At 38.5% G+C, this 23,261-nt stretch carries 19 protein-coding genes and 1 tRNA gene; 16 read left to right on the top strand and 4 right to left on the bottom strand.

Annotated elements, in window-relative coordinates; translation table 11 throughout:
* The first annotated feature begins 43 nt into the window (after window positions 1-43).
* From QZ738_RS15620 to QZ738_RS15600, 5 genes are all read left to right on the top strand, one after another.
* Window positions 44-3,262 carry an exodeoxyribonuclease V subunit beta gene (locus QZ738_RS15620; RefSeq protein ID WP_293788667.1) on the top strand — a complete coding sequence of 1,073 codons (3,219 nt, stop codon included), beginning with the start codon at window positions 44-46 and terminating at the stop codon, window positions 3,260-3,262.
* 1 nt (window position 3,263) lies between these two features.
* Window positions 3,264-6,125, top strand: a complete 2,862-nt coding sequence (locus tag QZ738_RS15615; protein WP_293788666.1) for a PD-(D/E)XK nuclease family protein — start codon at window positions 3,264-3,266, stop codon at window positions 6,123-6,125.
* Window positions 6,126-6,330: 205 nt separating this feature from the next.
* Window positions 6,331-6,888: a GNAT family N-acetyltransferase gene (locus QZ738_RS15610; RefSeq protein ID WP_293788665.1), complete on the top strand. Its 558-nt coding sequence runs from the start codon at window positions 6,331-6,333 to the stop codon at window positions 6,886-6,888.
* Window positions 6,889-7,241: 353 nt separating this feature from the next.
* Window positions 7,242-8,228 (top strand): pyruvate dehydrogenase complex E1 component subunit beta, encoded by a 987-nt coding sequence (locus QZ738_RS15605; RefSeq protein WP_293788664.1) that lies wholly within the window; start codon window positions 7,242-7,244, stop codon window positions 8,226-8,228.
* A 385-nt stretch (window positions 8,229-8,613) separates the two neighbouring features.
* Entirely contained in the window at window positions 8,614-10,908 is a 2,295-nt protein-coding gene (locus QZ738_RS15600) for a Tex family protein (protein ID WP_293788663.1), read from the top strand.
* Between the two features lie 63 nt (window positions 10,909-10,971).
* On the opposite strand, the gene QZ738_RS15595 is transcribed toward QZ738_RS15600, so the two are convergent.
* Both QZ738_RS15595 and QZ738_RS15590 read right to left on the bottom strand, forming a co-directional pair.
* The gene (locus tag QZ738_RS15595) at window positions 10,972-11,427 is read right to left on the bottom strand and encodes a hypothetical protein (protein ID WP_293788662.1); all 456 of its coding nucleotides are present in this window, start codon (window positions 11,425-11,427) and stop codon (window positions 10,972-10,974) included.
* Window positions 11,428-11,678: 251 nt separating this feature from the next.
* Entirely contained in the window at window positions 11,679-12,758 is a 1,080-nt protein-coding gene (locus tag QZ738_RS15590) for a mechanosensitive ion channel domain-containing protein (protein ID WP_293788661.1), read from the bottom strand.
* A 145-nt stretch (window positions 12,759-12,903) separates the two neighbouring features.
* Between QZ738_RS15590 and pnuC the strand changes: the two genes are divergently transcribed.
* The 10 genes from pnuC (at window position 12,904) to frr (ending at window position 20,683) form a co-directional block, all read left to right on the top strand.
* Window positions 12,904-13,566 (top strand): nicotinamide riboside transporter PnuC, encoded by a 663-nt coding sequence (gene pnuC / locus QZ738_RS15585; protein WP_293788660.1) that lies wholly within the window; start codon window positions 12,904-12,906, stop codon window positions 13,564-13,566.
* A 68-nt stretch (window positions 13,567-13,634) separates the two neighbouring features.
* Window positions 13,635-14,168 (top strand): ORF6N domain-containing protein, encoded by a 534-nt coding sequence (locus QZ738_RS15580; protein WP_293788659.1) that lies wholly within the window; start codon window positions 13,635-13,637, stop codon window positions 14,166-14,168.
* A 186-nt stretch (window positions 14,169-14,354) separates the two neighbouring features.
* Window positions 14,355-14,798, top strand: a complete 444-nt coding sequence (gene rplM, locus QZ738_RS15575) for a 50S ribosomal protein L13 (RefSeq protein ID WP_039481184.1) — start codon at window positions 14,355-14,357, stop codon at window positions 14,796-14,798.
* A gap of 3 nt (window positions 14,799-14,801) precedes the next feature.
* Entirely contained in the window at window positions 14,802-15,188 is a 387-nt protein-coding gene (gene rpsI, locus QZ738_RS15570; protein WP_039481187.1) for a 30S ribosomal protein S9, read from the top strand.
* Window positions 15,189-15,206: 18 nt separating this feature from the next.
* Window positions 15,207-16,040 carry a 30S ribosomal protein S2 gene (gene rpsB / locus QZ738_RS15565; protein ID WP_090982964.1) on the top strand — a complete coding sequence of 278 codons (834 nt, stop codon included), beginning with the start codon at window positions 15,207-15,209 and terminating at the stop codon, window positions 16,038-16,040.
* A 112-nt stretch (window positions 16,041-16,152) separates the two neighbouring features.
* Window positions 16,153-16,998: a translation elongation factor Ts gene (gene tsf, locus QZ738_RS15560; protein ID WP_293743265.1), complete on the top strand. Its 846-nt coding sequence runs from the start codon at window positions 16,153-16,155 to the stop codon at window positions 16,996-16,998.
* A gap of 189 nt (window positions 16,999-17,187) precedes the next feature.
* Window positions 17,188-18,279, top strand: coding sequence for an N-acetylglucosamine-6-phosphate deacetylase (nagA, locus tag QZ738_RS15555; RefSeq protein WP_293788658.1), 1,092 nt, complete (start codon window positions 17,188-17,190; stop codon window positions 18,277-18,279).
* Entirely contained in the window at window positions 18,266-19,252 is a 987-nt protein-coding gene (locus QZ738_RS15550; RefSeq protein WP_293788657.1) for an MBL fold metallo-hydrolase, read from the top strand. Before nagA ends, QZ738_RS15550 begins: the two co-directional genes overlap by 14 nt.
* Window positions 19,253-19,375: 123 nt before the next feature.
* Window positions 19,376-20,080, top strand: a complete 705-nt coding sequence (gene pyrH / locus QZ738_RS15545) for a UMP kinase (RefSeq protein ID WP_293788656.1) — start codon at window positions 19,376-19,378, stop codon at window positions 20,078-20,080.
* Between the two features lie 39 nt (window positions 20,081-20,119).
* Window positions 20,120-20,683, top strand: coding sequence for a ribosome recycling factor (gene frr, locus QZ738_RS15540; RefSeq protein ID WP_293788655.1), 564 nt, complete (start codon window positions 20,120-20,122; stop codon window positions 20,681-20,683).
* Window positions 20,684-20,740: 57 nt separating this feature from the next.
* On the opposite strand, the gene QZ738_RS15535 is transcribed toward frr, so the two are convergent.
* Window positions 20,741-21,760, bottom strand: coding sequence for a LacI family DNA-binding transcriptional regulator (locus tag QZ738_RS15535; RefSeq protein ID WP_293788654.1), 1,020 nt, complete (start codon window positions 21,758-21,760; stop codon window positions 20,741-20,743).
* Window positions 21,761-21,901: 141 nt separating this feature from the next.
* A tRNA-Asp gene (locus QZ738_RS15530) sits at window positions 21,902-22,046 on the bottom strand.
* Between the two features lie 348 nt (window positions 22,047-22,394).
* Here QZ738_RS15530 and QZ738_RS15525 point away from each other — a divergent pair.
* Window positions 22,395-22,871: an Lrp/AsnC ligand binding domain-containing protein gene (locus tag QZ738_RS15525; RefSeq protein ID WP_025145395.1), complete on the top strand. Its 477-nt coding sequence runs from the start codon at window positions 22,395-22,397 to the stop codon at window positions 22,869-22,871.
* Window positions 22,872-23,261 lie beyond the last annotated feature (390 nt).

Below are 23,261 nucleotides of genomic sequence, written 5' to 3'. Positions count from 1 at the left end.
AATTTTAAATTGTCGTAAGTTTAAATTTCCGAGAAATATCATTATGCCCCAGCCCCTCAAAATTCTTCAAGCCTCAGCAGGTTCCGGTAAAACATTCAGTTTAACCGCACATTATCTTAAACTGCTTTTTAGCGGCGATAATAAATACCGCGAAATTTTGGCCGTAACCTTTACCAATAAGGCAACGGAAGAAATGAAAACCAGAATACTGGAAGTATTACTCGGACTGGCAAAAGGTGATACATCAAAAAAGATAGACGATTATCGGAAAATTATATTGGAGGCCTATCCGATATTAAGCGTGCAGGAGCTACAGTTTAAAGCAGATAAAATATACCGTAAAATCCTGCATGACTACAGCCGCTTTTCGGTAAGTACCATCGACGGTTTTGTTCAAAAAGTAATCAGGGGCTTTGCCTTTGAGCTAGGCCTCAATGCAGATTATAATTTAGAAATGAATTATGATAAGGTGAAAGACGATCTGGTAAACAAACTGGATGAGGCGTTAGATCATAACAAACAGCTTTTGCAATGGATTATTGATCTGGCCATCGAACGCATCAGCGATAACAAAAGCTGGAACTATAAATTTGAACTTTATAACCTGATCGGCGAAATATTTTCTGAACGTTTTCAGATTTTTGAAGATGCGGTAAATACGCTTGGCTTAGAAAATATCGATGAGCTATTTAAAAAATACATCAGCCTTACCAAGACAGAAATCAAAAATTTTGAGGAAGAACTGGTTTCACTGGCAACAGAAGCAAACGAAGCGCTGAATGTAATTGGTGTAGAAACAGAACACCTGAAAGGAAAATCCAGAAGTCCGCTGGCTAAAATGATCCTCGTTGCCAGGGGCGATTTTTCAAAAATCGAACCCCTTTTCAACCTGATTGACGAACCAGATGAATGGTTTCAGAAAAATGCAAATTTCGCTGAAGCTTACGATACGGTAAATCCGATATTAAAAAAGTTAAAAACGCATTATCTAACACATTTGCCAAACTATAGCCTGGCTATCGCCTTTAATAAAAACCTTTATTATCTAAGGCTGATGCAGGAAATCGCCGTGCTCTTAAAAGAGTATAGGGCCGAAAATGATAACCTGCTGATCAGTGATGCACAAAAGCTGATTTCGGGAATTACGGAAGATGCAGGAGACAACCCGTCCTTTATCTGGGAAAAAGTAGGCAACCGTTACCGTAATTTTTTGTTCGATGAATTTCAGGATACTTCGACCAGTCAGTGGGGGAGCTTTAAATCACTGTTGACTAATGCAATGGCCACACCGAGCCAGGATCTGATTGATCATCTGATTGTTGGCGACACCAAGCAATCTATTTACCGCTGGCGTAATGGCGATTGGAACATCTTGCATAAACATGCCAAATTAGATGTTGGCGCAGAAAATGTTTTGGAAGAAAGTTTAGCAGAGAATTATCGGAGTGCTGAAAACATCATCACCTTCAATAATTTTCTGTACAAGGCCATCCCCCTCACCTTGCAGAACGAACTGAATGAAAATCTGGCGACCAAACCTGAAAGTATTTCCCGATGGTGGCAAGAACAAAATTACCAGCAGATTATAACCGATATTTACAATGGCTCTACACAGAACTTTGCAACCCATACCCTAAAAGGCGGAACGATTAAGATTAAAAAATTTGGTAAAAACCATGCGCCAAATGAAGCCCGTTTTACCGAAACTGTTTTTAGGGATATTGCATTAGACGATATTGTTGAAGAAATAAATTATCTTAAAAATGAACAGCAATATGCACTAAAGGATATTGCAATCTTAGTTCGATCGAATAGTGAAGCTTTATTAACTGTTAAAAAATTAATGGAGCATAACTTACCTGTTTTGTCTGGCGATGCGTTATTGATTTCTAACAACTCGGCCATACAGCTTATAATTAACACATTAAAGGTGCTGATCGGTTTGGAAACGCAAACGGCGCTTTACAAAGCCAATTGTATAGCCCTCTACCATGCGCTGCACAACAAAGAGATAGATGCCGGTTATTACCTCAACCTTACCAATAAACCTTTAAGCACGCTTACTTCCGTTTTGCCGGTAACTTTGTGCGAAAACTGGCAAAGTTGGTTACAGCTTCCCCTACCCGAACTGGTAGAAATATTGATCGAAAGTTACGGATTAAAAAATCTCACCACCAACTTACCCTACCTGCTTGCTTTTAGAGATTTGACAGCCTCTGCCGCAAAACTGGGCGAAAAAGGGATCCTTTCATTTTTGACCTGGTGGGAAGAAGATGGTATTAAAAAATCATTACCTTCCCCAGAAGGTGCCGATGCCATACAGATTATTACCATTCACAAATCGAAAGGTTTAGCTTTCAGGGCTGTTTTTGTGCCTTTCTGTAATTGGGAAATTAAAGGTAAACCTAATGGCACTTTCTGGGTGTCTTCAGCAGAAACGGCTTATAGTGAGCTAAAGGGCATTCCATTAAAATACAATGAAGCACTGGCTGATTCAACAATTTCAAAGGCCTATTACGAAGAGTTGCTTTACAATAACATGGATGCATTAAATATGCTTTATGTGGCCACTACGCGATCCAAAGATTATCTTTACATCGCTACCATGGCAAAAAAGGAATTGAAATTATCCAATATGGGCGATGCCATCAATTTCACTTTTGATGAGCAGTTTGATGAAAACGGCGTGTACGAAATTGTAGAACCTGTAACGATTGAAAATAAGGTGGAAGATTCGAATTTGATCAAACTTGATAGTTATCCAACTACAACGCGCTTATCCGAACTTTACATCCCTTCAGAAGACAAACACTTGAAACATCTGGTGAATATTGAAAAATCAGGAAGAAAAGGTTCTTTGCTGCACGATATCCTCGCCAGCGCCAGTACACAAAAAGAAGTTGATGACTATACCTCCAACCTGGTTTTGCAAGGCGTGATCAAGGAGGAAGAAATGCAAAAATTAATTTCATCCGCACTTGAAGTATTGGAACACCCCGAATTAAAAGAGATTTTAGATAATGCCAGCGAAAGCATTGTAGAAAAAAATATTATCGATGCCAATGGAAAACTACACCGTCCTGACCGGGTTTTGATTAACGAAAATGAGGTGATTATCCTTGACTATAAATTTACCATTGAAGAAAGCGAAAAGCATATCGAACAGGTCAATAATTACAGGGTTTTGCTGACTGAAATGGGTTACCAGAATATTAAAACCTATCTTTTTTATGCAGTTAAAGGCAAATTAAAATTAGTATAGTATGCAGATGAAACCATTTTTACAGGAAGTTGCCGAAGATTTAGTTGCCCGGTTTGGAAACCAGCTGCAAAACTGCGCCATCGTTTTCAACAATAAAAGGCCATCGGCATATCTGCAGAAACACTTCGCAGATATTATTGGTAAACCATTTTTTAGTCCCGCATTTTTTACCATACAGGAGTTCTTTGCCAGTTCTACCAGTTATAAAATAGCCGATTTTTACCTGCAGTTTTTCACTATACATCGCATTTATAATCAACTGCTTGTAGAAGAAAAATTAGAGACTATTTCCAGTCATAAGTTTTTCCCATTGGCAAAAATTATCTTAAGCGATTTTAATCAGATTGATTCCGACTTGGTAGATGCAGAAAAACTTTATCGCGATCTGGAAGATATATCGGTCATCAATAAAGATTTTGATTATCTAAGTCCTGAGCAATACGAATTTCTTGCCCAGTTCTGGACTTCTTACTCCGAAGGAAAACATAAAAAACAACAGGAACTTTTTATCAAGATGTGGCGCAGGATGCCCAAACTTTATCATAAATACCACGCAACACTTAAATCGCAGGGCTATTTAACCAATGGTTCTGTTTATCGGCATCTGTCTGATGACATTACCAATCACCAGGAATTCATCTCGAATTTTGATAAGGGCAAAATTGTTTTTGTTGGATTTAATGCTTTGAGCAGTGCGGAAGCAAAAATATTTACCCAGCTACAGGAAGCCGGTAAAGCCTTGTTTTACTTCGATGCCGATCCGTATTATTTAGACGATACTTCGCAGGAAGCAGGCCTGTTCCTCCGTAAAAACATCAGTCAACTTGGTTTGAAGAATGAATTTGCCGACCAGGAAAGTCTTATGAAATCGGCCCCGCACCAGGTAAATGTTTTTAAGGTTCAGGGACAATCTGCACAGGCTAAAATCCTGAACAATATCTTAGAAGAGGATTATACTGCAGCCGAAACGGTTGGAAAAACAGTGGTAGTTTTGGCAGATGAAAGTTTATTAATCCCCACTCTTCAAACGATACCAACCAACCTAAACGGAAAAGAGATTGACCTTAACGTAACCATGGGTTTTGCTTTGTCAACCTCCAGTATTTTTGGTTTGATTGATTTGTGGTTGGCGAGTCAACTCGAGATTTTACAGCGCGATAAAGTAAGTTACAAAAATGTAGAAGCTTTTTTAACCCATCCCCTAACCGGTCTTACCCAAAAAATGCGTGATAAAATTTTAACGGCATTATTGGAGGAAAACCAGGTAGAGATTGATCACAAACGCCTTTTACGTCAGAGCGGACTGTTTGAGGCATTTTTTAAGAAAATCGACGATCCTCAGCACGTGGTTACCCATCTTTTAGATGTCCTGGATTATGTACTCACCCGATTATCAAATGCAAAAACGCTCAAAAAAATCGATGCGGAACTGTTTGTAAAAACCATTCAGGAATTGAACCGTTTGCACGATACTTTTAGTTACCACATCGGTAAAGAAGAAATTCCGTTTGTCATTTATCTTGTGCAAAAATCACTGCAAGCCATTGCAGTACCACTTTCAGGCGATCCTTTAAATGGAATCCAGGTAATGGGATTGCTCGAAACCCGAAACCTGAATTTCGACAAAGTGGTAATTTTAGGTTTTAATGAAGGAATTATTCCCAAGTCATCTATCGGTAACAGCTTTATCCCAGACTCAATACGCCGTGTTTATGGACTGCCGGTTCTCGAAAACCTGGATGCCATTTCAGCCTATATGGTATACCGTCTATTACAACGGGCCAAAAATATCAATTTTGTCTATAACAGCTTAACCGATGAAACTACTTCCGGCGAAGCGAGCAGAATCTTAAAGCAACTGGAGTATGAAAGTGGCTTCGAATTTACCTATAATGAACTAAATCTGGAAGTAAAAACGGAGCCCTTTAAAGAAGTAAAAATTGACAAAACGAATAATACTTTTATCCAGGAAACACTTCAAAAATACCTTGATAAGAAAAAGGTGCTTTCACCTTCAGCCCTTACCCAGTACATTTCCAATCCGATAGATTTCTTCTTCAATTACATTGCGGGCATTAAAGAGCCCAAAGAAATCAGCGCAGTGGTAGAAGCTAATGAGATTGGTTCCATTCTGCATAAAGTGATGGAATACTTTTACGAAGATTTAAGATCTGCTGAAATTACTGCTGCGCTGATTAAAGAAAAACGTAAACAGGTTCCTAAACTGATACAAAAAGCCTTTAACGCGGTGATGTTCCAAAACCCCGATCTGATTATGGAATACAAGGGCATGCAGAAAGTTATTTTATCTATTGTAGAAGCTTATGTGAATATCATTTTAAATCAGGATGAAGCGCAAACCCCTTTTACGATAATTAGTCTCGAGCAAAAGGTAGAGGCCGAGATCAGTTTCCCGTTAAGAGGAAAAGAAGCCAGCGTTAAAATTTTTGGCTTTATCGATCGTGTTGATGTTAAAGACGGCGTGACTAAAATTATTGATTATAAAACAGGTAGCGACAAACTAACTTTTAAAGATATTCCGGAATTATTCAATTCTGATGGTAAACATATTAATAAAGCACTAATCCAAACCTTATTATACACTTATGCTTACGAACAATTTTCGGGCAAAAGTTTTGTAGAACCAAATCTTTACGTGGTAAAAACCATGAGTGCAGATGGTGTTTGGTTTAAATCGGGCAGGCAAACGCTATCTGGAGCCTATCTCGAAGAAATCAAGCCGGAATTTCTTGCCGAATTAAGAAAAAAACTAACCGAACTTTTCGAAGCCCCATATTTTATGGCCAGCAAAGTAGAGGATAACTACAAATATTCTATTTATAAAACTTTATTTGGAAAATAGTTACAACCGCAAAGGGTGCTAAATCCAAACTAAAATAACCACCGAGCACACTGAGGAAAAAGCACCGAGCACACCGAGCCCGATTGAAAAACGTCAACTTAGTGCCCTCTGTGATAATCTCTTTGCTTCTCTGTGGTAAAATAAAACTTTGTATACTTCGCGAAAAACTTTGCCTGCTTTGCGGTTAAATCTCTTAAATTTAAAAATGCTAACCTTAAATTTTACAAATTTCCCCATACTCGAAACCGAGCGACTAATCCTCCGCGAACATGATCTTGCCGATGCCGAAGCACTCTTTGCTATGCGTACCAATGAAACGGTGATGAAATATATTGACAGGGAAAGACCACAAGATATTTTTGAAGTCAAAGATTTTATCTCACGGATTAGAAATGGCTATGAAAATGGTGATAGTCTCGCGTGGGTAATTGCCTTAAAAGATCAACCTGAACAGATGATTGGCTCCATAGGATACTGGCGTACCGACTTTGCGAATCACCGGGCAGAAATAGGTTATATGCTCCATCCTGATTACTGGCGGCAGGGAATTATTTCTGAAGCGTTAAAACGTTCAATTGATTTTGGTTTCGATAAGGTCAACCTGCATACCATCAGTGCAAACATTAATGTAGAAAACAATGCTTCCAGGCAGATGCTGATCAAACACGGCTTTGTAAAGGAAGCGCACTTTAAACAAGACTATTATTTTAGGGGCCAGTTTCTGGATAGCGAAATTTATGGTTTATTGAACCCTAATCATTAAATCTAAACGATTAGATCATCTATCTCGACTGAAACGAAACGGGATGCCCGCCTGTGCTGGTAGAAAGATCTAAATAGATTTAACTGAACACCAAATGGTTCTTGACTGCGTAATTCCACACGAAATGACAGCAGGTGCAAGGGGTGGTTATATTTTGGAAAAAGCCTAGGCATTGACATAAAACGCTTAACAAAAACCCAATTGCCCAATAATATTTTTCCTTACAAGGAATTAACAAAAAATACATTAAATAATCGGTCAAAACACTTATAATTATTACAAAACATAGGCATTTTAGCCTTTGGTTTCAAAGCGATTAATAATTATATTTGCCACCGTTATTAAAATTTACAATGAGAGAAATCCAATTTAGAGAAGCACTTCGCGAAGCCATGAGCGAAGAAATGCGTAAAGATGACCGCGTTTTTTTATTAGGTGAAGAAGTAGCAGAATATAACGGTGCGTACAAAGTAAGTCAGGGTATGCTTGATGAATTTGGTGCAAAACGAATTATCGATACCCCGATTGCCGAATTAGGTTTCGCAGGTATTGCAACTGGTGCAGCTACAGCTGGACTTATTCCGATTGTAGAGTTCATGACATTTAACTTCTCTTTAGTTGCGATCGATCAGATTATCAACGGAGCGGCTAAAATCTTATCCATGAGCGGTGGTCAGTTTTCATGCCCGATGGTTTTCCGTGGCCCAACAGGTAACGCCGGACAGTTAGGGGCACAACACTCTCAGAACTTCGAGAACTGGTATGCTAACACTCCTGGCTTAAAAGTGGTCGTTCCGGCTACACCTTACGATGCTAAAGGTTTATTAAAGCAATCAATCCTTGATCCGGATCCGGTAATTTTCATGGAATCGGAAGTGATGTATGGTGATAAAGGCGATGTTCCGGCAGAGGAGTACTATATCGAACTTGGTAAAGCTAAAGTAACAAAAGAAGGTACAGATGTAACCATTGTAACTTTTGGTAAAATGTTAACCCGCGTGGTAAATCCTGCGGTAGAAGCGTTAGCCAAAGAAGGAATTAACGTTGAAGTGATCGATTTACGTACTGTACGTCCTATCGATTATGCGACCATCATTGAATCGGTTAAGAAAACAAACCGTTTGGTTGTGGTAGAAGAGGCATGGCCATTGGCTTCGCTTTCAGGCGAGATTGCCTTCATGGTACAAAAACATGCATTCGATTATTTAGATGCACCGGTTTTACGTATTACCTGTGCAGATGTTCCACTTCCATACTCACCAACTTTAATCGCAGCAAGCTTACCTAATGCGGAGCGTGTAGTTAAAGCGGTAAAAGAAGTAATGTACGTTAAAAAATAAAATGACACCCGATAATTATCGGATCTGAGCATCGCGATTTTTTTTAGATATCAATCCTCCAAAGTAATTTGGGGGATTTTTTTATTCGCGTACGATGAAGTAGTCCCCTAACATGTTGCAGTGTATGGATGTTTAAACCATGGAAAATAAAAAAAAGAAGCCATAATATTGCTGTTTTTTTTTGCTAAATGCGGTTAGGTTATGAAAAATAACTTCGTTAATATCTGCCGGTTAAACCCTTAAAAATGATCGGACGCTGATCATTAGCTCACTTAATTTTTTCAAAAACTTACTCACAAATTTCGGTGGAAAACTTCATTTTAAAAATCATTAAATCCCGCAAATCCTGATTAGCTTTGCTTCTTTCAATTTCACCCTTTAGGATATGTTAACCCACCATAAAATAATTGCAGCCGAGTTAAAAGTTGCAGAAAAACAAGTAACCGCAACCATAAATCTATTAGATGAAGGCGCAACCGTTCCATTTATTTCCCGTTACCGTAAAGAGGCAACCGGCAGTTTAGATGAGGTTGAGGTAGCTGCCATCCGCGATCGGGTTTTACAGTTGCGCGAGCTGGATAAACGCCGCGATGCGATTTTAAAATCGATGACCGAACTAGGTAAGTTAACACCCGAGCTAGAAAAACAGATCAACGAAGCCGAAACCATTTCTCTTCTGGAAGACATTTATCTGCCTTATAAACCGAAACGTAAAACACGTGCATCGGTCGCAAAAGAAAAAGGATTAGAACCTTTGGCTCTGCAGATATTTGAACAAAATACTTTTGATTTAGATGCATCAGCTCATAAATTTATCGATGCCGAAAAAGGAGTAAACTCGCTTGATGAAGCTTTAGCTGGCGCAAGGGATATTATTGCCGAAATGATTGCTGAAAATGTGGAGGCGCGGACAAAAATGCGTACTTATTTTCAGGAAAAAGCCGTCTTTAAATCGGAAGTGATCAAAGGAAAAGAAGAAGAAGGCATTAAATATAAGGATTATTTCGAATGGAGCGAGCCGGTTAAAACAGCTGCATCTCACCGTGTGTTAGCGATGCGCCGTGGCGAAAAGGAACTGATTTTAAGATTAGATGCACTTCCACCTGCCGATGAGGCCATTACTATACTGGAAAATCAATTTATTTTAGGCAATAATGCGGCTTCTAAACAGGTCCAGCAGGCTTTAGAAGACAGCTACAAGCGCTTACTGGAGCCAGCAATGGAAACCGAACTTCGGGTTTTCACCAAACAAAAAGCAGATGAGGAGGCCATCCGGGTTTTTGCCGAAAATGCGCGTCAATTGTTATTGGCAGCACCAATGGGACAAAAAAACGTAATGGCAATAGATCCTGGGTTCCGTACAGGCTGTAAGGTGGTTTGTTTAGACAAACAGGGCCAGTTATTAGAGAACACCGCAATTTATCCGCATACCGGACAGGGCAACATCAAAAATGCTGAATTTACGATCCAACAGCTTTGTGAAAAGTATGAAATTGAAGCGATTGCCATTGGTAACGGAACTGCCGGAAGGGAAACTGAAGCTTTTGTGCGGGCATTAAATTTACCACACATTACAGTTGTAATGGTTAACGAAAGTGGCGCGTCAATTTATTCCGCATCAGAAGTGGCCAGGGAAGAATTTCCTACGCATGACATTACGGTGCGTGGAGCAGTTTCAATTGGTCGCCGTTTAATGGATCCATTGGCCGAACTGGTTAAAATTGATCCAAAATCTATCGGTGTTGGCCAATATCAGCATGATGTTGATCAGAATAAATTGCAGGCAAGTTTAGATGATACCGTAATCAGTGCAGTAAATTCGGTTGGAGTAGAATTAAATACGGCTTCAAAACAGATCCTGGCTTATGTTTCTGGTTTAGGACCAACTTTAGCGAAAAACATTGTTGATTACAGGAATACACATGGTGCTTTTAAAAACCGCGAAAGCTTAAAAAAGGTACCCCGGCTGGGTGATAAAGCTTACGAGCAGGCAGCAGGTTTCTTACGTATACGCAATGCAGAAAATGTTTTGGATACCAGCGGCGTACATCCTGAACGTTATGCCGTAGTGGATCAAATGGCTAAAGACCTGGGAACCACTGTTTCTGCGTTAATGAAAGACACACAATTGCAAAAACAGATAAAACTACAGCAATATGTAACAGATGAAATCGGCTTACCAACATTGAGTGATATTTTAAAAGAACTGGCTAAGCCAGGCCGCGATCCACGCGAACAGTTTGAGGCTTTCAGCTTTACCGATGGTGTGAATGAAATTTCTGATTTAAGAGTGGGTATGAAACTACCGGGAATTGTAACCAATATTACGAATTTTGGAGCCTTTGTTGACATTGGCGTACATCAGGATGGCTTAGTTCACACCAGTCAGCTGGCTAACCGTTTTGTAGCTAACCCAAATGACGTGGTGAAAGTGCATCAAAAGGTAGAAGTTACGGTAATGGAAGTTGACGTTGCCCGCAAAAGGATTTCCCTATCGATGAAAACCGAAGTTGGTCCGAAGTCTGAAGTACGTTATAGAGAGTCGAAAGAGCAGAAACCCAGGCAGAATTTTAAACCAAATAATACAAACAAACAAAACGTCAAGCCGCGTAATGAACCAAAAGATGCTGATGGCGACTTGCAGGAGAAACTAGCAAAGCTAAAAAGGATGTTTAAATAGTATAATTACTGAGCGGCACAAAGCTAATTGTGCCGCTTCAGCTAGAGAATTACTAAAGAGCAATTAATAATCGAATTGATGGGTATAATCTTTATTAACATCAACAATAACACCCTCATCATTGGTAACCACTTTACCATCTATCTCCGCTTTATAGCTAATCTGATAACTGGCATTAAAGTTAATACACTGCGTACTGGCAGAAATTACATCAACTGGTAATATCGTCTCAATTACGTATGTTTTGGTACTTCCGGTGAAGTCGTTTTTCCCTAAAGAGATAGCAGCTTCATTATTTCTGGTTACGCCATTTACCTTCCAGATCGTTTTAGTACCTTTGGTATCACCGCCTACGATTACAAAGGAGACATAGTCATCGGCTGGATTGACACCATTAGCGGTGATAGTAAATTTTGCGGTTTTGCCACTTTTTGAAGGGGTAGTTTCTGAATCTTTTTTACAAGAAAACAATAACGAAAAAACAAGAGCAAGAGATAATAATGTTGAAATTTTTTTCATAGATTTTTAATCATTTTCTTAGCGCATATGCTAATAAAATGCCAAAACCCATAGCTATAATTAAAATACTATATTTCAGGTAAACACGACTACCTGTTTTTAAGTAGTTTTTAGATTTTATAATGGCTGGCTTGATAAACAATGTCCTAATTATTGTTTTCAGGAAAGATCAGAACTGATAACATCTCTAAAAAGCCCTTCATCTTCCTATAAAAATCGGATAGCGGCTTAGCCGTATCAGACTGTGGATACTACGAACCCGCAAACCTGTCTCTAAGTTCAAATCTCTTTTTAGGTAAACTATCAGGATAATTATTCTGAATAAACGCAATCATAGCCTCTCTTACGTAACACCTCAAATCAAAGGCTCTTGATGAATTGGAGGCGCTCATCAGAAAACGTACCTCAATGTTCCCATCTTTAGTACTGTCCGTTACCTGAACCACATTTACCCTTTTATCCCATAAAGGGTTTGCATTCAACAACCTGGTTAATTCCTGTCGCATCGGTTCAATAGGAATAGTATAATCAAGATATAAAAAAACTGTACCAAGCAGATCAGCAGAAACACGTGTCCAGTTTTGGAAAGGCTTTTCAATAAAATAGGTAATCGGCAGAATTAACCGTCGTTGATCCCAGATATTCACCACAACATAGGTCAGGGTAATTTCCTCCACCTTACCCCATTCGCCTTCCACGATCAACACATCATCAATTCTTATCGGCTGGGTAAAGGCAATCTGGAAACCCGCCAGTAAATTACCAAGTGATTTCTGCGCAGCAAAACCGATGATAATTCCTCCTATGCCGACACCGGTAAGCAGCCCCGCTCCAATTTTACGCATACTTTCAAAACTCAATAAAATAATGGCAACAGTAATTAAAATAATGAGCGAAACAATAAATTTTCGAACAAATTGCAATTGTGTTCTGATTTTACGCTCTTTTAGATTATTTTCTTTATTTAAATCATATTTCAGGTAGAAATAATCTTCCAAAACGTTAATCACTCGAACTAAAATAAGCGCAAAGACAATAGTTAAGGCTATTTCCAATGCTTTGCTCATTGGAAGCCGATATGTTGGAGACATCTCCATCAGCGTTAAAGAGAAGTTGAGGAACAACAAGGGTATCAGAAAAGCAACAGGCCTCCGCAAATGCTTAACTGTCGATTTTATAATGATAAAATCCCACCAGCGGGAAAGCAGGATAAAAGTTTTGTGAATGATAAACCTAATCAAAATACCAAGAGATATCGCTATCAAACCAATAATGAGGTTTTTAAAAAACAAAGGAATAGGATAACCGAAAATCTGGTCGAGATATTGCATAAAAGAAATTTGCTGGTTACTAAATGCGGTGTTTGGCCATTTGACATTTTTATAACAGCTATATTTTGGGATTGTTTGTCAGTACAAACCGTAGCCCTGAAAAAATTATTTAAATTAGCTTTTACAGCATACCTAAAAAGAAGAAATGGATTTTTTTGATGCCCGATACCTATTTTTTACAGTTCTTGGCTACAAACTGAGCTATCTGGAATTTTTTGCCGTAATTACCGGAATTACTTCCGTTATACTTTCAGCAAAAGCCAGCATTTGGAGCTGGCCAATGGGTATCATAAATGTATTTTTATCAGCTTTTTTATATTATCAGAATCAGCTCTATCCAGATATGTTTTTAATGGTTTTCTTTTTTGTAACCAACATTATAGGCTGGTGGCGATGGACAAACCCAAAGCGCGGGGAGGAAGATAAAAATAAGGAGCTTAAAATCAGTTTTATGCCGGTAAGGCAATTTCTGTATTTATTGTCCACCGGCATTATTGGCACATTATTGATCGGTACTCTGGCCGCCCGGCTTCACAACTGGCTGCCCCTATTATTTAATTTACCGAGTGCCTATCCTTTTATTGATTCATTTATTTTTGTAATGAGCATAATCACCACTTTTTTAATGATCCAGAAAAGAGTGGAATGCTGGATAATCTGGTTGATTATTGATATTGTAGCTACTTATCTCTATTTCCTAAAAGGAATTAAATTTATGGGAGTCGAATATTTCATTTTTACCATTATTGCAGGCTTTGCTTTATGGAATTGGGTTAAGGAATACAGAAGTTACAGTAAAGCTATGTGAAGAGAATAAAATGATATTCTGGTTTTAAATAAACAATTATAGTATATTTAACCTAAATCCTAAATGATATGACAGCGAAACAGATGCTTCCTATCATCCCTGATAATATTGTAGTTAATAAAATTTACGAGCTGAGAGGCCTAAAAGTGATGCTGGATAGCGATCTGGCGGGGTTGTATGCCGTAGAGACTAAACGTCTTAATGAACAGGTTGGCAGAAATCCTGATCGGTTCCCGGAAGATTTCATGTTTCAACTCACTGAGCAAGAGTGGTTAAACTTGAAGTCGCAATTTGCGACTTCAAGTTGGGGCGGAAGAAGAAAACTTCCCTTTGTTTTTACCGAACATGGCATCCTCATGCTTTCAAGCGTATTAAACAGCAAACAGGCCATTCAGGTCAATATCCAGATTGTCAGGATTTTCTCTCGCATACGCCAGTTTATTATTGATAGCGGAGAACTTAAGCTTGAAATCGAAGCTATAAAACAACAAGTGAGTAACCAGGATAAAAACATCGAACTGGTTTTTACTTATCTGGATAAACTCATTGATAAGAAAAGTGAGCCAAGAAAAAGGATTGGTTACATGCCTGACGACCTGTAAAGGAAGTAAGAAGAATATAGGCTCAACGAAACATTATTTCCTACTTCAGCATGAGGCTCACCTCATTTAAGAATTTCTATCAAAAATTTTCTTTCCAACTATTTGATAATAAAAGTATTCTCTCTATCTTTGCAGTCCCAAATTTAATGGGAATAATAAATTGTTTAATAAATTAAATACAAGCAAGTGAATACGTTAAGTTACAAAACTGTCTCGGCCAATGCTAAAACTGTAAACAAACAGTGGATTGTTGTTGATGCGGAAGGCGAGATTTTGGGGCGCTTGTCATCGAAGATCGCTATGATCATCCGTGGTAAAAACAAGCCTGAGTACACCCCACACGTAGACTGCGGTGATAATGTAATTGTTATCAATGCAGACAAGGTTAAATTGACAGGAAACAAATTCAGCGAAAAGCAATATGTTTCTTACACTGGTTATCCAGGTGGTCAACGTTTTATTTCTCCTAAGGAGTTAATGGCGAAACACCCTCAACGTGTAATCGAGAAAGCGGTACGTGGTATGTTACCGAAAACTAAATTGGGTAAAAAATTATACACCAATCTTTTTGTGTATGCTGGTGCAAACCACCCTCATGCAGCTCAATCTCCAAAAACCATTAAACTTTAAGAAATGTCAGTTACTAACACTTCAGGAAGAAGAAAAACAGCTGTTGCACGTATCTACTTAAAAGATGGTGCTGGCGCAATTACCGTTAACGGTAAAGATCATAAAGAATATTTCCCTACTTTACCTTTACAATATATCGTAAACCAAAGTTTAGAAGTTGCTGAACTTGCTGGCCGTTACGATATCACTGTAAATGTACAAGGTGGCGGAGTAAAAGGACAAGCAGAAGCTGTTCGTTTAGCTATTGCTAAAGCGATTGTTGAACTAGATGCGGAGAAAAAACCTGCATTACGTGCTAAAGGCCTGATGACGCGTGATATGCGTATGGTTGAGCGTAAAAAACCAGGACGTGCTAAAGCCCGTAAGAAATTCCAATTCAGTAAACGTTAATCACAGGAGGCAACAACAATGGCAAGAACAACTTATCAAGACTTATTGGATGCAGGTGTACACTTTGGTCACCTTACCCGTAAATGGAATCCAAAAATGGCTCCTTACATTTTCATGGAGCGTAATGGTATTCACATTATAGATTTAAATAAAACTTTAACTAAAACTGAAGAAGCTGCGGCTGCGATTAAACAAATCGTAAAATCAGGTCGTAAAGTATTATTTGTTTCAACAAAAAAACAAGCAAAAGGAATCGTAGCTGAACAAGCTAAAAAAGTAAACATGCCTTTCGTAACCGAGCGTTGGTTAGGTGGTATGTTAACTAACTTTGCTACTGTTCGCAAGTCAATCAAAAAGATGTCTAACATCGATAAAATGACTAAAGACGGTACTTATTCGATCTTATCTAAAAAAGAGCGTTTAATGATTCAGCGTGAGCGTATTAAATTAGAATCACTTTTAGGTGGTATTGCTGATTTAAACCGTTTACCTGCAGCTTTATTCTTAATCGACGTTAAGAAAGAGCACATCGCGGTAACTGAAGCGTTAAAATTAAACATCCCTACTTTTGCGATGGTTGATACTAACTCTGATCCTTCTAACATCGATTTCCCAATCCCTGCGAATGATGATGCTACAAAATCTATCTCTTTAATTACTGATGTAATTATCAAAGCGATTGAAGAAGGTTTAGAAGAACGTAAACGCGAAAAAGATGATGAGGCTGAAAAAGAAGCAGTAGCCGCTAAAGCAGCAGCTGATGCTCCTGAATCAAAAGAGCCTAGACGTAAAAAAGCTGCCGAGGCAGAAGTTGAAGCGTCAGCATCAGAAGAAACTAAAACAGAAGAATAGGCCCCTAACCCCTGAAGGGGGATGACATGGTCTAAAAATCTAAATTCATTAAATCAATTTAATCATTTCCAAGCCCCCTTCAGGGGGTTTGGGGGTAAAAAAAGGAAATAAAATGTCTACAGTACAAATTACTGCCGCAGATGTAAATAAACTACGCCAACAAACTGGTGCTGGTATGATGGATTGCAAAAAAGCTTTATTAGAAGCTAATGGCGATTTCGAAGCTGCTGTTGATTTATTACGTAAAAAAGGTCAAAAAGTATCTGCTGCCCGTTCTGGTAATGCTACTTCTGAAGGCTTGGTATCAATCGCTGTTTCAGCAGATGGCACTAACGGTAAATTAGTTGCTTTGGCTTGCGAAACTGAACCGGTTTCTAAAGTGGAAGATTTCCGTAATTTAGCTCAGGCTGTTTTAGCTGCAGCAGTTGCAAACAACCCTGCTACTACTGAAGAATTATCAGCGATTACTTTAGAAGACGGACGTACAGTTGCTGAAACCATCACTGAATTAACCGGTAAAATCGGAGAGAAGATCGTTATTCAGGAATATGCAAATATCTCTGGCGAAAAAATCGTTTCTTATATCCACTCTAACGGTAAAATGGGTGTTTTAGTCGTATTTGAAGGTGCTAACGGTGCCGATATTACGGAAGCAGGTAAAGATGTTGCCATGCAAATTGCTGCAATGAACCCGGTTGCTGTTGATAAAGACGGTGTTGACCCGGCTACTATCGAACGCGAAATCGAGATTGCTAAAGATGTTATCCGTCAGGAAGGCAAACCAGAAGAAATGGTGGAAAAAATTGCAGCCGGTAAATTGAATAAATTTTACAAAGACAGCACTTTATTAAACCAGGAGTTTGTTAAAGATAGCTCAATGGATGTGCGTAAATTTTTAGATAATACTGCTAAAGGTTTAACCGTATCTGCTTTCAAACGCGTACAATTAGGCGCTTAAGCATTGATAAAAACATATTAGAAGCCTCAAGAAATTGGGGCTTTTTTTTATGCACTGTGGTTTCAAATGATGCATATCAACCGGCTGATAATTGTGTTTTAGGCAACCATCAAGAATTAAAAGGCTTATTATATCGTTACAATATTTAACTTTGACCGTGTAAGTTAACTCCATTCAAAACATTTTGATATGCCGAAAGTAATCTCGAACGCCTCTTATTTCAAAGACAGCGAATTAATAAAAAATCAAGACATCACAATCGATGGCGCTATCATTTCAGGCATTAACGAAAGCAGCGACAAAGAAAACGGACATTCCTTTGTAGTACCTGGTTTCATAGACTTGCAGATCTATGGTGCAGGCAATAGATTGTTCTCTGCAGATCCGACTGTAGAATCATTAACCATCATGGAAGACGACCTGCTCAAAAAAGGGACAACAGGTTTTCTGGCCTGTATAGCAACAAATTCTCAGGAAGCTTTTGATGCATGTATCAAGACAGCTAAAGCGCACCGGTCAACTGCAAAAAATTGCCTGGGGTTACATCTGGAAGGGCCATTTTTAAATCCAAAACGCTTAGGCGCACATGTGCCTGCGTTCGTACGGAAGGCGTCGCTTGATGAGATTAAGAGATTAATTGATTTTGGAGATGGTGTAATCAAAATGATCACCATTGCACCAGAAGTACAGGATGATGAAGTAATTCAGTTACTGCTAGATAATGGCGTAATTATTTCGCTTGGCCACAGCAACGCAACATTTGATGAAGCTACTGTTGCCTATAACAAAGGCATTCAGTCCACTACACATCTTTTTAACGCCATGAGTCCGATCCATCACCGTGAACCAGGCATACCTACTGCTGTTTTTAGTCATGATAAGGCAATGGCCAGTATCATCGCCGACGGGCAGCATGTAGATTTTGAAGTTGTTAGATTTTCACAAAAAATATTAAAAGAACGTTTGTTTCTTATTACAGATGCTGTTACAGCCTGTTCCATAGGGCCATATCAACATCTTAAAGAAGGGAATAAATTTGTTATGCCTGACGGTACACTATCAGGTTCCTCACTAACGATGCTGGACGCCGTTAAAAATTGTGTATTGCATTGTGGTATCAGCTTAAATGATGCAATAAAAATGGGAACCCAATATCCGGCCAAATTAATTGGCATCGAAAACCTAACCGCAAGCATAACAATTGGGCAACAGGCAAACTTATTGATCGTTGATGATCAGTTAAATTTACAAGAGGTTATTTTTAAAGGTGAAACGATATAATTTATCCAACACGTTTAAAAGAATTCTTACGGCAATCATCTTATTAACGGTAAACGCCATTAATCTCCGGGCACAGGAAACAAAAGAAGCTTTTAATATCATTCCGCTGGGCGTAAAAGGCGGTGACGATGAAAGCAATTTGTCATCTTATATGATTGCTCCAAAAGGAAGTGATCACTACGTGTGCCTTGATGCTGGTACCATAAACGCCGGCATCCAAAAAGCAATCGACCATCAATCGCTCAAAGGCATAAGTGAAAATGTTCAACGTAAACAGATTAAAGGATATTTGATTTCACATGCGCATTTAGATCATGTGGCAGGTTTAATAATCAATTCGCCAGCCGATACCGCAAAAAATATCTATGGCATGCCTTCTGTTCTCAACATTTTAAGGGATAAATATTTTACCTGGGATGCCTGGGCTAATTTTGCCGATGAAGGTGAAAAACCACAGTTAAAAAAGTATACTTATTTCCCTCTGATCGAAGGCAATACTTACCCGCTGGAGGGAACAGAAATGAAAGTGAAAGCTTTTGAATTAAGCCATGGCAATCCCTACAAAAGTACTGCTTTCCTCATCAGCCATGCCGATAGTGATGTACTTTATCTGGGAGATACCGGTGCTGATGAAATTGAACAGTCGGACAAACTCATTAAGTTATGGCAAACAATAACACCTCTTATTAATTCTGGGCGGTTAAAAGCTATATTTATGGAGGTATCTTTTCCAAATGAACAGCCTGACAAACAATTATTCGGACATCTGACACCGAGACTTTTCTTTAGCGAACTGTCCAGACTTGAATCTTTGACCAATAAACAGGCATTTAAAAAAGTTTCTTTTATTGTAACTCATATCAAACCTCCACAGCATCAAGCAGAAAAAATAAAACAACAACTACTTTCCGGGAACCTGAAAAAACTAAAGTTATTCTTCCCAGAGCAAGGGAGGCGCTTCATAATCAATTAGAACGGAGACAACATTTAAACGTATTGCTCCTTTTTTATAGAATCGGTATATCTATTTAAATATTTACATCAATTATTAAAAACCATAGCCAGGTATTAAAAAATTGTTAATATTTTTGGGGCCATGAAATATAAACGCATCCTACTTAAGCTTAGTGGAGAATCACTAATGGGCGATAAACAGTATGGAATTGATAATGAACGTGTTAAACAATACGCTGAAGATATTAAGACTGTACATGATAAAGGCTTAGAAATCGCAATTGTAATTGGAGGAGGAAATATTTTTAGAGGCCTGAGTGCTGAAAAAAGTGGGATGGACAGAGCACAGGCCGATTATATGGGCATGTTGGCTACGGTCATCAATTCTATGGCCCTGCAAGATGCGTTAGAGAAAGTCGGCATTAAAACACGTTTACTAACTGCCATTAAAATGGAGCAAATCTGCGAGCCATTTATCCGCAGAAGAGCCGTTCGGCATTTAGAGAAAGGCCGTGTGGTTATTTTTGGTGCAGGAACCGGAAACCCTTATTTTACAACCGATTCTGCTGCAGCTTTACGCGCTATAGAAATTAAAGCTGACGTGGTGCTGAAAGGAACGCGTGTTGATGGAATTTATACGGCAGATCCTGAAAAAGATCCGTTGGCCACTAAATATGAGGAAATTTCTTTTAGAGAAGTTTACGATAAAGGTCTTAATGTAATGGATATGACAGCCTTTACCCTGTGCGAAGAAAACCAATTGCCAATTATTGTGTTTGACATGAATAAACATGGCAATTTCATGAAAATAGCCAGTGGTGAACCTATCGGAACCCTCGTTAAATAAGGAATAAAATTTATTATTTTTGTAGAAATACACACAATTATGAACGACCTCATACAATTACAATTAATGGATGCGCAATCTGCAATGGAAAGAGCCATCGATCATTGTGAATCTGAATTAACTAAAATCAGGGCTGGTAAAGCATCAGCTGGAATGTTGGATGGTATTTTCGTAGATTATTATGGCACAGCTACAGCATTATCGCAAGTAGCCAGTATCAATACGCCCGATGCCAGAACAATTGTCATCCAACCTTGGGAGAAATCACTTTTAACGGCTATTGAAAAAGCTATACAGGTAGCAAATATAGGTATCAACCCACAAAATGATGGTATTGTTATCCGCCTGGTTGTGCCACCTTTAACTGAAGAACGCCGAAGGGAATTGGTAAAAAAAGTAAAGGAAGAAGCTGAAAGAGGCCGAATTACCGTTCGCAATATCCGTAAAGATGCCAATACCAAAATTCAAAAATTAAAGGGAGAAGGCGTTTCTGATGACGAAATTAAAACAGGTGAGGGTGAAGTGCAAAAATTAACCGACGCTTATATCATCAAGGTTGACAAACATGCTGAGGCTAAGGAAAAAGATGTAATGACAGTTTAACCGGTATCATATAAAAAATCAGGGAATAGATTTATTCTATTCCCTTTTTTAATGTTCTTATTTTTTTGCGCTTGAACCTCTAACGTTTAGTATGGTAGGTAACGAAACCTGCATATTTTCGATAGACTTACCACCCTTTTTGAGTTTGCTCAATAAAATTTTCATCACGTTTTCTGCAATAGCCTCCAGTGGCTGAGCTATAGCCGTAACCGGAGGGTCACAAAATTCAAGAATTTCAAAATCATCAAAGGAAACAACGGCTATGTCCTTGTGGATTTGAATCCCCGATTTTCTAAAAGTTCTCAGTCCATCCAAACAAATATAGTTAGCTGCGAATACCACGGCATCAAGCTGCTGCTCCTTTTGGAAAAACTCGATCATTTCCTCAATTGATTCAGCAGAGTTCACATATTTTATTTTCTTTACAATTGCCTGCAGTTTATATTTTCCGATAGCCTTTTCATAACCAGCAAGGCGGTCAACCATCTGTTGCTGAGCGGTATCAATAGTTACAAAACCTATATTTTTATAATTATTTTTGATGAGGTGCTCAGTGGCATTATACGCGCTGTTCTGATTATCGATGATAACATAATCTGTTTTAACATCCTGTACATACCGATCAAATAATACTACGGGAGCTTCTGTTTGAATCAATTTTTTAACTTCTTCTTCCAATCCTTCGGGCAAGGCCATGATATAGCCATCAACATGCCTGTCTTTAAAAATATGCAGCAATTCTATTGCTTTTTCGGTATCATTTCTGGTACTGCTGAACAGGATTTTATAACCAAGGCTCGAAGCAATTTCATCGATCCGGCGTGCTATACCGGCAAAAAATGGCTCAGAAATATCATCAACCAGGAAACCTATGATTTTCGTTTTTCCTGTTCTTAGACTTTTAGCAAGAGCATTGGGTTGATAATTTAGTTCAGCCACCAGATCTAAAACCTTTTTGGTAAGCGATTCACTGATATTCTTTTCCCTTGCCTTTCCATTAATTACAAAAGATACAGTAGTGATGGAGATATCTAATTGTTTAGCGATATCTTTAATTGAAATGCGTTTCTTGATCACGGGCTTTAGACGAATAAATTTGATTGAGTAATATAATAATATATCACATAAATATATGATGGATATAAAAAATAGTCCTAAAAAAAAAGAGCAACCTATCCAGGATTGCTCGATTAACTAACTTATTATTCATAAAAAATGCTGTTGGGGAAGGAGTCGAACCTTCAAGGGGTAGTTAGCTACAGTTCAAAAAATTAATTTGTGGTCAACCCAATAAACTGCGTTTGTCCCATTATTCCCCACCACCGAGACAAGGAGGCGTGTCTGCCAATTTCACCACCCAACATTTTAAAAGTTATCAGCAAGCAGTTTTCAATTCTCAGTTATTGCTAACTGTATACTGGCTACTGCAAACTGAAACCGCTGTAGGGGAAGGAATCGAACCTTCAAGGAGTGGTTAGTACCGAAACCGGTATATTCCCATTACTCTCCGCCACCGAGACAAGGAGGTGTGTCTGCCTGTTTCACCACCCTACAGTATGTTCCACAATTTTGAAAGAACGTTTCCTTTTTTGTTAATTGCTTGATACAAATGTAAAGGAACAACCAATACCTTGCAAATATTTTAAACATTTAATTTTATTTTTATAATATTGATAAATTTTATTAAATTCGCTTATCATAATTCAAAAATATGCTTAAAAAAGACAATTCCAATTTAGAAATTGACAACCTCGATATTGATATATTAAAGCAATTGATGCAGGATGCCACTAAACCATATACAGAAATTGCCAAGGATTTGATTGTTTCCGGCGGAACCATACATGTTAGGATGAAGAAACTGCAAGAAATGGGCATTATAAAAGGTTCTCACCTCATCATTGATCCACAAAAGGCAGGATATGATATTTGTGCGTTTCTGGGTATTTACCTCGAAAAAGGAATCCAGTATAAAGATGCAGTTGCGCAGTTGAGCAAAATTAAAGAGGTGGTAGAATTACATTACACTACCGGCGCCTACAGTATGTTTGCCAAAATTATCTGTAGGGATACTAATCATTTACGGCATGTTTTAAACGAGGAAATACAAGCTGTGAATGGTATTCAGCGTACAGAGACTTTAATATCATTGGAAGAAAGCATTAAACGACAGATCGAATTGGGGTAAGCGAAAAGGCTAAAGCTGAAAGGCTATAATCTTCGCAATCACAATTGAGCATGCGTAACCTTATGTGATAAAATAATCTGTTTTGTTTGAAAATTAACGTTCAGCAGTGTTTCGGAACCAGCAGTCCCGTTATTCGCTATAGTCCCGATGAAAAATCGGGAGCTGCCGCTTCTACCGGGTTTAGAAACAAAGGCTTGTAAAATAAATAGCATGTTGCCCATTAACTCTTCTACTACGCTACCATTGATGTTAATTTTTAATTATTTGATAATTAGTCACTTATGAAATATGCATTTCCATCCAACAAGGCCTTCGCACTGGGTCTCCGTTCTACTTAAGTCCGGCCTAACAAATTTTTCGGACTCCACCGACCAAGCCCTATTACTGGCT

The sequence above is a fragment of the uncultured Pedobacter sp. genome, from assembly GCF_913776295.1.
Taxonomy (GTDB): Bacteria; Bacteroidota; Bacteroidia; order Sphingobacteriales; family Sphingobacteriaceae; genus Pedobacter.
Note: the sequence above shows the minus strand (reverse complement) of the source record. Positions and strands in the feature narration are given on the sequence as shown.